This is a genomic window from Rufibacter ruber (assembly GCF_001647275.1).
In the GTDB taxonomy this organism is placed as follows: domain Bacteria; phylum Bacteroidota; class Bacteroidia; order Cytophagales; family Hymenobacteraceae; genus Nibribacter; species Nibribacter ruber_C.
Genome location: NZ_LRMM01000034.1, coordinates 38,675 through 49,967, shown reverse-complemented (window position 1 = coordinate 49,967; position 11,293 = coordinate 38,675). Strand labels below are relative to the sequence as shown.

10 protein-coding genes are annotated in these 11,293 nt (G+C 52.5%); 3 read left to right on the top strand and 7 right to left on the bottom strand.

The annotated features are described in order from the left end of the window. Positions 1-375: 375 nt before the first annotated feature. The 7 genes from A8O25_RS13690 to A8O25_RS13655 form a co-directional block, all read right to left on the bottom strand. Entirely contained in the window at positions 376-1,014 is a 639-nt protein-coding gene (locus A8O25_RS13690) for a hypothetical protein (protein ID WP_153042749.1), read from the bottom strand. Positions 1,015-1,415: 401 nt separating this feature from the next. After that, positions 1,416-2,381 carry a YihY/virulence factor BrkB family protein gene (locus A8O25_RS13680; protein WP_066835803.1) on the bottom strand — a complete coding sequence of 322 codons (966 nt, stop codon included), beginning with the start codon at positions 2,379-2,381 and terminating at the stop codon, positions 1,416-1,418. A gap of 113 nt (positions 2,382-2,494) precedes the next feature. Beyond that, a complete protein-coding gene (locus tag A8O25_RS13675) occupies positions 2,495-3,937 on the bottom strand; it encodes a DUF4403 family protein (protein WP_066835801.1) in 1,443 nt (480 codons plus the stop codon). Between the two features lie 188 nt (positions 3,938-4,125). Then, positions 4,126-4,455, bottom strand: a complete 330-nt coding sequence (locus A8O25_RS13670; RefSeq protein ID WP_066835799.1) for a thioredoxin family protein — start codon at positions 4,453-4,455, stop codon at positions 4,126-4,128. Positions 4,456-5,029: 574 nt separating this feature from the next. Beyond that, a complete protein-coding gene (locus A8O25_RS13665; protein ID WP_066835797.1) occupies positions 5,030-5,374 on the bottom strand; it encodes a hypothetical protein in 345 nt (114 codons plus the stop codon). A 78-nt stretch (positions 5,375-5,452) separates the two neighbouring features. Continuing rightward, positions 5,453-6,181, bottom strand: coding sequence for a DUF3891 family protein (locus A8O25_RS13660; protein ID WP_066835796.1), 729 nt, complete (start codon positions 6,179-6,181; stop codon positions 5,453-5,455). A gap of 308 nt (positions 6,182-6,489) precedes the next feature. After that, a complete protein-coding gene (locus A8O25_RS13655; RefSeq protein WP_066835794.1) occupies positions 6,490-7,452 on the bottom strand; it encodes an NAD-dependent epimerase/dehydratase family protein in 963 nt (320 codons plus the stop codon). Positions 7,453-7,722: 270 nt separating this feature from the next. Between A8O25_RS13655 and kbl the strand changes: the two genes are divergently transcribed. From kbl to A8O25_RS13640, 3 genes are all read left to right on the top strand, one after another. Further along, positions 7,723-8,916, top strand: coding sequence for a glycine C-acetyltransferase (kbl, locus tag A8O25_RS13650; RefSeq protein ID WP_066835792.1), 1,194 nt, complete (start codon positions 7,723-7,725; stop codon positions 8,914-8,916). Between the two features lie 288 nt (positions 8,917-9,204). Continuing rightward, the gene (locus A8O25_RS13645; RefSeq protein ID WP_153042748.1) at positions 9,205-9,522 is read left to right on the top strand and encodes a hypothetical protein; all 318 of its coding nucleotides are present in this window, start codon (positions 9,205-9,207) and stop codon (positions 9,520-9,522) included. Between the two features lie 494 nt (positions 9,523-10,016). Further along, positions 10,017-10,940, top strand: coding sequence for an NYN domain-containing protein (locus A8O25_RS13640; protein ID WP_066835788.1), 924 nt, complete (start codon positions 10,017-10,019; stop codon positions 10,938-10,940). Positions 10,941-11,293: the final 353 nt, after the last annotated feature.

The following is an 11,293-nucleotide window of genomic DNA, read 5'->3' as shown; positions in this document are numbered from 1 at the left end:
TGTTTTTTCGTCTTTTGAAATCGAGGAATACCGTAGTAGCATACAAGGAGAAAGCCTCGACCAAACTTATAGTTCCTTATTCTATATAACCCCTAATACACCTAAAACAAAGCGTAAACCTGCAGGCGTAAATACCTGACTAACGGAGAAGCGCTGATTTTACGTAAGAGCGTGTTCTCATTTGTCTTTTACGCTATAAGCGGGCCGCCAAAGAACCTGAGATCGCTTTTGCCTTGGCCGTAGCGCTGGTATGCTGCTCAGAAAATGCTAGTGAAGAACCTGCGGCCTCCGTTTTCGCCTGCAAAATCAAAAGGGAAACCAGCGCTTATGGGCAATCGCGCCTTCCATTCTTAATTCGGAATTACCAATTCTTAATTAATCAATGTACCCCTCATACTGGATGCTGCTCACCCGGCCTTTGGTCATGTGAAACCGGAGCCAGGAGTTGCGTTCCCAGTCGCAGACCTCAATCAGGTTTTTCTGCTCTTTGATGAACAGCTTGTAGCCCTGTAGTTTCTGCAGCAGCTCTTCGCGGGGGGTGCCTACTTTTAGCCCGTTCCGGAGGGCCAGATTGGGGCTTTTGATGTCTGCGTAAGACAGCAGGAACCGTTTGGTGTACATGGGGTAATACAGCTCAACGGTGCTGGAGTCAAAGTTCAGCTGAAAAAGCGTGTCTGTGTAGCGCGGGTTGTGCACGTTGGAAATGGTGTCTTTCACCACCTGGTAGCGGGTCTTGAGTTGGGCCACATAGTGCTTCAAGGCCGGGTCTACCGCGGGCAGAAACGGGTTGGCAATGAAATCAGACGCTTTCCTTACCTCAGGGTTCTCCTCCATGGCCAGTTCTGTGCGCTCATAGAAGGCGGTCATGGTGGCAGTGTTGTTGTAGTTGCGCTGGAAGGCACTTTTAGGGGCTGTGCGGTTTGTCGGCCTGTAAGAGGCGGCCGTAACCCGCGGGGTATCTGGTTCCTGCCGGCTTTGGCAGCCACCGTAAGCCCAAACGGGTAGAAGAAACATAAGCACGATCAGCCGCCGCATACCAGTTACAGAGAAGATGAACAGAGGTTTTTAGTCAGATTGGTAATACGTATACGGAAAAAAGCGAAAAAAGCTGCGGAAGCTGCTGGAAATTTGCCTTTTACCTATGACAGATAACCTGCGCAAAACCCCTATGGCCGCTGCCTTTTTATAGTAACCTTTGTCACTTCTAAGCGGGCGCAATGTTAGTGAATCACGGTCATATTTCAAGTGCAGGCCCTGTATTCTGGTGAACTGGCCGGTATCCCGCAAGTTACCATCCTTTTGAGCATGCTTTTCCCCTGATCTTGGCCCGGTATGCTGGCGCTGCGAAAACAGAAAAGCCAGGGAGCGCCCAGTGTAAGGCGGGTTCCCTGGCTTCTGCCTATGAGGGGAGGTGGTTATTTCCGGAAACGGCCCTCTGCGGGCGGCCTGCCGGCTTTGTTGGCTTCCTCTGTTTCTTCATGCGGCAGCTCCCGCACCTCAATGCGCACTGAATTGTGGTTGGGCTTGACGGGGTGCCCGTACGTGTCTGCGTACTCCTGCGTGAGCTCAGCGCCGTAGAAGATGATGAGAGACGAGTAATATACCCAGGAGAGCAGAATGACCACAGAGCCGGCGGCCCCGTAGGTGCTGCTCATGTCACTCTGGCCCAGATACCAGCCAATCAGGTACTTGCCCAGAATGAAAAGCAGAGCCGTGACAAAGGCACCCACCCACACATCGCGCCAGCGAATAATGGCGTCTGGCAGGTACCGGTAAATGAGGGCGAACAGCAGCGTGATAAAACCCAGTGACACCACAATGTCCAGCAGGAAGATGAAAATGACTGCCACGCCCGGTAGTTGCTGCTTTAAAAAGTCAGTGAGTACCCCCAGCACCGCACTGATCACAAAGCTGACCAGCAGCAAGAAAGAGATGCTGAGAATGATCCCAAAGGAGAGCAGGCGGTCTATGACCAGTTTCATCACCCCGTTTTTAGCCTTGGTCTGCAGGTTCCAGACCTGGTTCAAGGACTCCTGCAACGTGACAAAGATGGTGGTGCTGGCAAAGATCAGGGTGCCAATTCCAATCCAGGTGGCCAGGGGGTTGGAGCCCTCCAGGTGCACGTTCTGGAGAATCTTCTGCACTTCTGAGGCGGCCTCAGTGCCTATAATGCCTTTGATCTGCGTGAACAGCTGGCCACTCACTGCGTCTTCCCCAAAGATGGCGCCCGCAGATTTCACCACTATGAAGAGAAGCGGCGGGAGCGAGAAAATGGTGTTATAAGACAATGCCGCCGCCAACCGGAGGGAGTTGTTCTTCATGAACTCCTTGCCGGAGTTGGCAATCAGCTGGAAAATACTTTTGGTAGAATAATTCGCCATAGGCCCGTGTGGTCGTTTTGTAAAATATCTGGAAATTCAGATACGCACAGCAGGGCCGAATAGTTGATTTAACCGGAAACAGGAATACCCTGGGGCAAGGGGAAGCCGGTTGCCTACTGCACAAAGAGCGCCATCTTGCCAGAGGCGACAAAGAGGGTGCGCACGCCAGAGGGCGTCAGAAAGAGCGTGTCTGGCTCAAAGGAGAGAACGGTGCCGCGCAGAAGCACCCGCTCGTGCAGCCGGTTTTCGGCCAGGCCGGTTTTCAGGGACTGCCGCATGGCGGAGAGCTGGTCTTTTACGGGTACGGCCATCTGCTGTTCCAGCTGGGTTTTCAACTTGTTCTGCAGAAGCCAGTTGGCGGTATTCACCAGCTGGTCCCGGGTCTTGACCTCATACTCCAGGTCTTTCACCTTCAGGCTTTGGGTGGCGGCGTCATAGTAGGGCGTACCCTGCAGGTAAACCTTGCCCTGAAATTTCTTGGTCAGGAAGCCGGTCTTGGCCATGCCGCTGGCATCTAGCGCCAGCAGCAACTGTCGGCCTGAGCCGCTCACCACCAGGTCATGCACGGTAAACTGGTGCTTGCCGCCCTCAAACGAGAAGGTCTGGTTGCGCAGCTCTTTCTGCAGCATGTCTGTGAGGTAAGGGTAAGAGAGGTCTGTGGCTACCTGAATCTGGGCCTCCTGCGGCAAGGTGCGTGCGGGCGTGAACGCCGGAAGCGGAACCAAGGCAGCCAATGCCGGTTTCTGCCCCATAGACACCGCCAGGAGTGCGTCAATGCCAATCTGTAGGCTCAGCTGGTTGTTCTGCAGGGCCAGCGGCGTAATGCGCACGGCTTTGGGTTCAACTGTGAGCCACGCTTTGTAGCCGTCATGCACAGAGAAAGGCTGTTGCACCTGCTGCCACGCCTCTGCCAGATACGCCTTCAGGTTCACCCGCTGCTGCAGCTCCTTGTCCAGCTGTTGCAGCATGGGGTTGAGCTGGGCTTTGAGCTGCGGTTCAATGAATTTTGCCAGGTTGATGGTCAGCGGCCCCAGTGACAGGGTGGGTTTGCGTTCGCCCCAGGCAAAGTCGCCGCTGGTGTAGCTCTTGAGCTGGTAGTTGGGGAGCACCTGCAGCCGGCTCTCGGTCTTGACCACCAGGTCAAACTCGGTCTCTTCGGTTTTCTGCAGCTTTTTGCAGAGTTCGCAGGCGTTCCACTGCCACCGGCCTTTGGCCTTGACACGCAGGGGCACCTCTACGTACAGTTTACTGAACTCGGCTTTCAGCCGAATGGGTGCCGCTTTGGTGACCTTTACGGCCAGGTCATCGTCTTCCAGGTTGTCATCCTGGTACAGAACGCCGGTTAACTGCTCATTCAGCACCTGCTCCAGTAATGTGACCGGGATGGTGATGGGTACGTTAATGGTAGAAAGGCGCCGCTCTGGCAACGGGTGCTGGGCTACCGCCGCACTGGGGGCGGTGGTAGAAAGCGAAGTGGATTTCTGGCAGGCAGCAGGCAGGAGCAAACTGACCAGCCCCACCCAAAAAACAACAGAGGAGAGTAACCGGTGACGCATACGGCAAAGGTACGGTTTCCCTGGGTAAGCCTAAAGAGCCGCTTATGCGTTTTTAGCCTGATTTTCAGAAAGTAGCCCTAAAACAGAGCCCCTTTTGGGGAGGTGGGACCAGCTTTGGGTGCTAACAAACATCTTGGGCGGGGCCGCCCGTTTCTGGCCTGTTTTTCTGAAAATAGCCTGAAAACAGGTTAGTCGCAGCAGTCTACCAACGTGTCTAGCAGCGCCTGTACCTCCCGCTCAGAAGAAAGCAGGCCGCAGTCTTTGAGGGTGCCTTTGAAATAGGTGGCAAAAAACGGAGTGCCTGAAAGCTTGACCTCTTTGCTGGACACGGGGTTTTCAGAGGCGTCCATTTTCAGGAAAGTGATGTCTTGGTATTTGGGGTCATCAGAGAATTTCTCTACAGACGGGGCCAGCTTCTTGCAGATGGTGCAGTTCTCATCAATGAATTTCACAATCACGCGCTCTTTGGCAAAGATGATAGAGCGTAGCTCTGCGTCTGAAGATGTCTGGATAGCCATGGTAGTTCTGGTTGTTCTAGCCCTGTATTAACGGGGATGAACGCCTGAGGTTGAGAAAAACACCTGCCAGTGAAGAAGCACACTGGCAGGTGCAGGAATTAAAACGCGTATCCTAGCCGAATGCCCGCAATGGTAGTAAGACCAAGAGAGAAGGAGCTATACCCGGTTGAGGTGCTTTTGAAGTTGCTGCTTTTAACAGTAACGCCTTTATACTTAGTGCTTGCCAGGCCTAAGCCAAACTCTATGCCTAAGTATAAATGGCGCGCCACATAGTAATCAGTTCCAGCCAACAGGTTTACCCCATAACTTGAGTAAGCTCTAGGGCCTGTGCTGTTGTTGTTAGAGCATGTTTAAATTTGCCTTTTGCGCTGCAAACGGGTATCAAAAGAACCTGACTTCGCGGTTGACTCGCACCATAGCGGGGCGTATGCTGCTCAAAAAACGCTTCGCCAGAACCTTTTGCTCCCCGTTTTCGCTTGCAAAATCAAAATTTAAACAAGCTCTTAGTACCCCAACCATTGGTTACCTCATAATCAGGTGCTTTCTCATCATAAGAAAAATTTGCAAAGAATGCTTAGGAGCCAATGTATGGCGACAGCCTCTCTGTACCGGTGAAGTGGTTTTCAATACCAGGCGGTATTCTGAAAGTGGAGGAGGTGCGCTCTACATCGTTTGCCAGGTCACTGTTGTTGATAGAGCCGCTGATCCCTAATCTAAAAGCTTTGGTAGGGCTGAGAAAGTAACGCCCTCTGATGCCGTTAAGGGTAATTGTGCTTCCGCTGGAATTGGTAAGGTTCAGCTGTACTTCTGCGGTTATCTCCCCGGCTTGAGGTTTGAACTCAGAGCCACTTTCTTGGGCAAAGACAGGTGCTGCCATGGCAAGCGCCACCCAGGAGACAAGAAGAAACTTCTTGAACATAAAAAAGGATCAAATTGAAAATAGATTTGTGCTGTAAATCTATCAACTGTTCCCTTGTCATGTGTTGTAGTCCTTCTCCTAACTCTTTTTAAGGACCCAGGATTTCTGTTGCACGGGTGCCTGCCAGATGGCCTGCGCCAACTCCTGGTCTGAGGTGAAGTGGAGCTGTTGCAGGTAGCGTACTTCCACACCCAGTGCCAAGGAGGGTTGTTCAAAGGGCCACGGCTGTACCACAATGGTAGCGTCACTCAGCTGCCTGACCTCATACTTCTGCCGGTCTGGGCCATCACTTATTTCCAGGGCGCGCTCCATTTCAGGCAGTTCATTGCGGCAGAGAATGAGGGAGAGGCGGTCACACCACTGCATGAAATCATAGGCATATTGCGCTTCGGCTTTTTTGACCTTTAGCTGCTGGCGCCATAGTTTCTGGCTGGCCAATTGCTCCTCTAAAAAATGGTCCCACTCGGTTTTCTGCCCCCGCAGGGTCTCATAGAGAAAGGAAAGGTGCATACTGGTGAGCAGGCTTCGCCACCGGCCTTGAAAACGGGCTTCTTTCATGACCTGCTGCGCCTGCGCCAGACTGAACGGAAGCTGGGTGAAATTGGCGGGAGCGCCCGCGGGCGTGAGGGTGTACTGGTTCCGGAGTTCTTTCTGCCCGTCATCATGCTGGGCAATGGCCGCCAAGGTCTGGACAAAGTGGAGAGGGCGCTTCTCAAGAAGCCAGGCAAACCCTATTTCAGCCGCCAACAGGGCATGTGCCTGCTGAAAAATTAGCTCCCATCCTTTCTCGTGGGGGTTTACAATCATGCCCGTAACGCTTAAATAACACCTGCTGAACTAATAACTGGCGAAAAACCGGAAAGGTTACTTTATTGATAGTCCTGAGTCTGTAGTTCTGAGTCTTGAGTTCGGTTCCTGTTTTCGGCCTGTTTTCAGGAAATCAGGCCAAAAACAGGCAATATTTCTGAGATGACTGGAAGCTGGCTAAAGAAAAACCCTCACTCGTTCCAAACGGGTGAGGGTTTTATCTATGCCTGCTTTGATCTAAGCGGGAAGAAAAGCTTTGTTTTGCATCCTAAACTCAGGACTCAGAACTCAAGACTCAGAACTCAACGTTAGTTGTTTATCCTTTTCAGGTGCAGCAGCATGTCATCAGTCATGGTGTCCAGGTCGTATTTCGGGCGCCAGCCCCAGTCCTGGCGGGCGGCGCGGTCATCAATGGTCTGCGGCCAGGAGTCAGCAATCTGCTGGCGGGCGTCTGGCTCATAGGTGATGCTGAAGTCTGGGTAGTGGCGCTGTATGCTGGTGGCTATCTCCTGTGGGGTAAAGCTCATGGCCGCCAGGTTGTAAGAAGACCGCACCTTCACTTTTTCCGCCGGAACGTGCATTAGGTCCAGGGTGGCCTTGATGGCGTCTGGCATGTACATCATGGGCAGGCGGGTGTGTTCGCTCAGGAAGCATTTGTAGGTGCCTTTGGCCAGCGCCTGGTGGTAAATATCAACAGCGTAGTCTGTGGTGCCGCCGCCAGGCAGGGCCTTGTAGCCAATGAGGCCCGGGTACCTCAGGCTGCGCACGTCCAGCCCGTATTTGTTGAAGTAGTAGTCACACCAGCGTTCACCGGCCTGTTTGCTGATGCCGTACACGGTGTTGGGGTCCATGATGGTGTCCTGCGGCGTGTTCTGGCGCGGCGTGCTGGGGCCAAAGACAGCGATAGAAGACGGCCAGTACACTTTCTGCACCTTCTGCTCCAGCGCAAAGTCCAGCACGTTGAACAGGCCGTCCATGTTCAGGCGCCAGGCAAACTTGGGGTTCTTCTCGCCGGTGGCGGAAAGGATGGCGGCCAAATGGTAAATCTGCGTGAACTGGTAGCGGGACGCCAGGTCAGAGAGGTGCTGCGGGGTGAGCACATCTACAATCTCAAACGGCCCGGACTCGCGCAGGTCGGCCTGTTTAGGGTACTGGATATCAGCGGCCACCACGTGGGCGCCGCCGTACATTTCCCTCAGTTCCAGGGTAAGTTCAGAGCCCAGCTGGCCGCAGGCGCCTATTACCAGAATTGTATCTTTTGCTTGTGTCATGCAGGTTTTGAATAGGAAAACAAATGTACGTTATTCTCTCGGGTCCTAAAAGTAGGGAAGGGTGGCCGCCTTTTGTATCTTTGGCAAAAGAAGGAGCCGCCCCGCCCTGACCTTCTGTTTATTTTTATTAATACGAAGGAAGCTGCCCCTGTTGCCTGTTTCGCAGTTCCTGCGGAAGTAAGGAGAAAGGAAAGGGCGTTTATGGGCTGTTTTTCGTAAAACAGGCCAAAACTGAGAATTATAACCAGAAACAAGCTAACAGACCATACCATGTACGAGACCTTAAAGCCAGATTTAGAGCAGCAGCTAGCTGAGATTCAAGCCAACGGCTTATACAAACGCGAGCGCATCATCACCACCCCGCAACACGCCGCCATTAAAACGCAGCAGACCGGTGAGGTGCTGAACTTCTGCGCGAACAACTACCTGGGCCTCTCTTCGCACCCGGCGGTGATTGAGGCGGCCAAACGCACCATTGACACCCACGGCTACGGCATGAGCTCAGTGCGCTTCATCTGCGGCACCCAGGACATTCACAAGCAACTGGAGCAGAAACTGGCCCAATTTCTGGGCACCGAAGACACCATTCTCTACGCGGCCGCCTTTGACGCCAACGGCGGGGTGTTTGAGCCTCTGTTTGACGAGCAGAGCGCCATCATCTCAGACGCCCTGAACCACGCCTCCATCATTGACGGCATCAGGCTGTGCAAGGCCCAGCGGTACCGCTACCTGCACAATGACATGGCAGACCTGGAGGCCAAACTGCAGGAAAGCCAGAACGCCAAGCACCGCATCATTGTCACAGACGGCTCCTTCTCTATGGACGGCACCATTGCCCAGCTAGACAAAATCTGTGACCTGGCAGATAAATACAGAGCTCTGGTCATGGTAGATGAGTCACACTCTACCGGGTTCATTGGCAAGACCGGCCGCGGCACCCACGAGTACCACAACGTGATGGACCGCGTGGACATCATCACCGGCACGCTAGGCAAAGCCCTGGGCGGCGCCATGGGCGGATTCACCACCGGGAAGAAAGAGATCATTGACATGCTGCGCCAGCGCTCACGGCCGTACCTGTTCTCCAACTCGCTGGCCCCGGCCATTGTGGGCGGTTCCCTGGCCGTGTTGGATCTGCTGAGTTCCACCACTGAGCTGCGCGATAAATTAGAGTGGAATACCAATTATTTCAGGGAGAACATGACCGCCGCAGGCTTTGATATACGGGCCGGGGTACACCCCATTGTGCCGGTAATGCTGTATGAGGCCACGCTGGCGCAGGAGTTTGCCGCTAAGATGCTGGAGAAAGGCATCTACGTGATTGGGTTCTACTACCCGGTAGTGGCCAAAGGCGCAGCCCGTATCAGAGTGCAGCTGTCAGCCGAACACACCAAAGAGCAGATTGACCGCGCCATTCAGGCGTTTACCGAGGTGGGGCGCGAGTTGGGAGTGCTGAAAGGGTAACGTAACTTCTAGGGAATCCATCTGGCGGCAAGTCTATCAGATAAATACTTGCCGCCAGATTAAAATATAACTAATCTTTTAGTTGTAAAGTTGAGTATAATCAGGTACGTTTAGTAAACTTCTATGGTGTTGCTGGCCAAGTGCCTGGCTGGCAGCGGGTAAGTTGCTTTATGTATTCATTATTTTATCAACGTAACTATGGTGTTCCCTATGAAAAAACAAAGTATCACTCATCTTATTCTGTGTCTGCTGCTTTTTGGGCAGACAGCTTTTACAGGCCCTGGCGCTGTGCAACCCATTGAAGGAGCAACTGCAAAGCTGCTGATCAACGGCAAAGTGATACCTATCACCAACTGCTACCCAATCAAAGAGTTAGCCGGTAAGGTTTCTTTTGAAACTAGTTTCCAGTTAGAGGAGGTACGGTTCTACATAGTCAGGAAAAACAGGCCGGTGAAAGCTGTCACGCTGGAAGGGGGCTCCAGCCTGGAAACTTTTGATCTGTCAAAATGGGCAGAAGGTACAGCAGAAGCTGGTGATAGAATAGCGATGCAGATCATGGGGGGGAACCAGGAGGCAAGCGCAAGTCTGAACCTCTGCGACAAATAGATGCAGCCATATTAAACATCAGGCGCGGGCTTTAACTAAACAAAAGCTAAAAAAAACTCTTTAACGGCACCTGGGGCAGGAAATAAACCTGCCCCAGGTGCCGTTATTTTTGTGGTTGCTAGACAAATATCCATTGCCTACTTTTGCAACGCTTTTCTGGGGACAGAAAAGGTTCTTTGACATGACGGGGAAATCATTTGGTCCGGTTTATTCTGGGCAGATGATACCATGGGCAGTTCCTGTAACGGGTGCTGCTTTCTGAATAATAAATGAATAATAAAAAGATTTGTGGCCCAGTAAAAAGGAACAGCCACAGGTGTTTACAAGACCAGCAGAAACAAACATAGATTAAAAAGTATATTGTAAAATAGATCACCGCTCCTGCTACTCCTCCAAAACTTGTCGGTGCCTTGCCACCTCTCTTTTTATTTTCCCCGCAAATCACTTTTAGGAGAGACAGACAATTGATTTATAGACAGACAAACGGAAGACAGATGCAAGACAAACTCGTTAGAATTGGCGTTTTCTATGACGGCAATTACTTCTTGCAGGTCAGTAACTATTATGCGTATGGGCACTCGCGCAAACGCAGAATTAGTATCTCTGGGCTGCATGAATTCATCAGAGACCAAGTGGCGGAAGAAGAGGGCCTGGACCCGCGCCTCTGCAAAATTGTTGATGCCCACTACTTCAGGGGCAGGCTGAACGCGTATGACGCCAGCCAGCGCGGTGACACCCTGTACTGGGACCGCGTGTTTGATGACATCCTCATGTCTGAGGGCGTGACTACCCATTACCTGCCGGTGCGGACTACACCAGACGGGTACAAGCAGGAGCGCGGCATAGACGTGTGGTTGGCCTTAGAGGCGTTTGAGCAGGCGTTCTACAAGCGGTTTGACGTGCTGGTGCTGATCTCTTCAGACGGAGATTATGTGCCGCTGGTGCGCAAGGTGAATACCCTGGGTACCCGCGTGATGGCCCTGACCTGGGAATTTGAATATACCACAGACAACGGGCAGCGCATGACTACGCGCCCGTCACAAGACCTGCTCGCGGAAGTGACGTACCCGCTGGCTATGCACGGGATCATTGACCAGCGCCTGGCCCGCCATGACGCCGCCATTCAACGCCTATTTGTACAGCCTGACCAGAAACGGACAACTACTTCTCAACCGGTTGAATATGATGATGACCAGGAAGACAACGTGGGCAACAGCAGCAGCCACGGCGAAGGCGAAATCATGAGCCTGAAAAACGGCTATGGCTTCATCAAGTTCCCGCCCAACAACCTGTTCTTCCACTTCACCAACGTAATTGACACAGACTTTAACGAGCTGCGCGTTGGGGACCGGGTAGAATTTGACATTGACCGTGATGACGAAGGCAATGACATTGCCAAGGCCGTAAAAGTGTTGTAGGGTAACTACCTTGCCTGCGGCAAAGGAGGTGACTGGCCTTTGCCCCGGGAATAAAAAAGAAGAAAAGGGAGTTGCGGCCATGCCGCGGCTCCCTTTTTTATGGACTTCTTCCGGCTTGCCGGCATGGGCGGGTACTCAAACCGCTTATGCTACTGCCTCACCCACTTCTGAAAACAGCCAATGAACGCCCGCTAGAAAGCTTTTTACCCAGTGGCAATGAAATGACCTGTGCCGAAAACAAAGTGGGTTTCTGTTTTAGGGCTGTTTTTCTGAAAACAGCCCTAAAACAGAAGGAACGGCCTTTGGGAAACCGCTCCTTTCTCCAAAACTAAACTTAAATGCTATGGGCTGTT

What these genes read in the sequence shown, in the direction of transcription:
- A8O25_RS13665 (WP_066835797.1), bottom strand. Translation starts at nt 5,374, where the DNA reads ATGTTCAAGAAGTTTCTTCTTGTCTCCTGGGTGGCGCTTGCCATGGCA.
- A8O25_RS13675 (WP_066835801.1), bottom strand. Translation starts at nt 3,937, where the DNA reads ATGCGTCACCGGTTACTCTCCTCTGTTGTTTTTTGGGTGGGGCTGGTC.
- A8O25_RS13655 (WP_066835794.1), bottom strand. Translation starts at nt 7,452, where the DNA reads ATGACACAAGCAAAAGATACAATTCTGGTAATAGGCGCCTGCGGCCAG.
- A8O25_RS13640 (WP_066835788.1), top strand. Translation starts at nt 10,017, where the DNA reads ATGCAAGACAAACTCGTTAGAATTGGCGTTTTCTATGACGGCAATTAC.
- A8O25_RS13660 (WP_066835796.1), bottom strand. Translation starts at nt 6,181, where the DNA reads ATGATTGTAAACCCCCACGAGAAAGGATGGGAGCTAATTTTTCAGCAG.
- kbl (WP_066835792.1), top strand. Translation starts at nt 7,723, where the DNA reads ATGTACGAGACCTTAAAGCCAGATTTAGAGCAGCAGCTAGCTGAGATT.
- A8O25_RS13680 (WP_066835803.1), bottom strand. Translation starts at nt 2,381, where the DNA reads ATGGCGAATTATTCTACCAAAAGTATTTTCCAGCTGATTGCCAACTCC.
- A8O25_RS13690 (WP_153042749.1), bottom strand. Translation starts at nt 1,014, where the DNA reads ATGTTTCTTCTACCCGTTTGGGCTTACGGTGGCTGCCAAAGCCGGCAG.
- A8O25_RS13670 (WP_066835799.1), bottom strand. Translation starts at nt 4,455, where the DNA reads ATGGCTATCCAGACATCTTCAGACGCAGAGCTACGCTCTATCATCTTT.